Here is a 1,573-nt window from a genome sequence, read left to right as displayed (position 1 = left end):
GCCTATTTAAGTGATGTGCTGAAAAGGCTGCCGACACATAAAGTGACCCAGATTGAAGAGTTACTGCCACACTGCTGGAAACCTAAATCGAATTAAAAAATAGGTATGGGATTCAGCGGACGCTTACGTATTATGTTAATTTAAAATAACTTAACAAATCATGGTAAGTGATAAAGCATTACAGCAACTTGGACAATCTTACTTGAATCATCATTCATACGAAACTCATAGTTTTGCCATGTTTCATCACGTTCTGATGAGTATCTAAGATAATTAGGATGTTCACTTATATATTCACGAACTTTTTCTATTACAGATGTGAAGTCTTTATTTTCAACAAATAAAATTACAGCTGCCTTATTATCACGCCAAGATAGGTAACTAAGAAGTTGAGAAATTGTTTCTAAAAAAACTTCTTTGCCTCTCCAAAACTTACATTCTCCAACAAACTCATTAGATTTATTATTTCGAACTAAAAGGTCGGTTTTCCCTCGTTTATTAAATGTTTCACCAGTTGCAGAACCAGAGACAATACTTTCAAGAGATACTAAGATATGATCTCGTAAAGCTTCTTCATCCTTGTCAGCATAGGTCCTTGGCAATCTCTCAAACATTCTCCCAACAGAATGAATACACTCTAGAATTTTATTATATTCAGGAACTTGAAATGAGGATTGCTGTTGCCCAATTTCCCAACGATATAGATCATTTTCCTTTAAAGAGTCCAAGCACTGTTTAATAGAAACTAAAATATCTACTTGTCGGTCAAATAATCCTATCATTTGATCCACAGCCCAAGGACAATTAGCAAGCTGTTGAGCCTTATCTTTTGCAGCCTGAGAAACATCTCTAAGTTGATCTATTTGATAAACCCAACCACCATGAAATGAATCAACAAATGATTTTAATGTTGGGAAATATCTAGCATCGTTAAATTCAACGAGACGAAATGACATAAAGCCTGCAAGATTTCGACCATCAGCATAAATATCTTCTAAAGGATTGCGATCTTTAAACGGGAGATCATAAACATTTTTAAAATCTTCCTTATTTTTTAAATTCGGCCAATCATAAATATTATAATTATCAAAAACTTTTGCGTACTCTACCAATCGACTAAGTATTAAAGTAGCTGGTTGAAAATCACTTCTTATTTGCATATTCCCCCCAAATATCTTCCAAATTAAGAGGCTCAACACTTTATAGAACCTTAAGCCTAAAATCTATGCTTATGTAATGTACTACTATTGATATGATAATTTTCTGTCTAACAGAAAATCTTTATTCGAAATTCAATATAAGTGAATAATCCACCAATTTACAGCCCATTTAACATAATGGCCGTTATACGAAGTTGAAAAAATGAGACTATAGCCTTAATTTTTATGTATTTTTTAAAATTTAAGACCTAGGCCAGTGCCTAGGTTTTTTTATTTCGTATAACCGCCATTATGTTAAATAGATAGCAGTTGGGAGATTATTTATTCTTTCAATAGACAAAAACTTGCGGAATTTTTCTTAATTTGTAATCCTTGCGGCCAAGGGTGTCTAGCGTAGCTAAGACAGGTATTCG

The 1,573-nt window shown here is 33.2% G+C and carries 2 protein-coding genes; one reads left to right on the top strand and one right to left on the bottom strand.

The window, feature by feature from the left end; genetic code table 11:
• A partial coding sequence (locus HX743_RS16005) for a transposase domain-containing protein (RefSeq protein WP_004785112.1) occupies positions 1-96 on the top strand: 96 nt, incomplete at its 5' end.
• A 62-nt stretch (positions 97-158) separates the two neighbouring features.
• On the opposite strand, the gene HX743_RS16000 is transcribed toward HX743_RS16005, so the two are convergent.
• Positions 159-1,160, bottom strand: coding sequence for a hypothetical protein (locus HX743_RS16000; RefSeq protein ID WP_178319673.1), 1,002 nt, complete (start codon positions 1,158-1,160; stop codon positions 159-161).
• Positions 1,161-1,573: the final 413 nt, after the last annotated feature.

The sequence above is a fragment of the Acinetobacter sp. Swhac1 genome (assembly GCF_013390985.1).
GTDB lineage: Bacteria > Pseudomonadota > Gammaproteobacteria > Pseudomonadales > Moraxellaceae > Acinetobacter > Acinetobacter towneri.
This window is presented reverse-complemented; position numbering and strand designations above follow the sequence as displayed.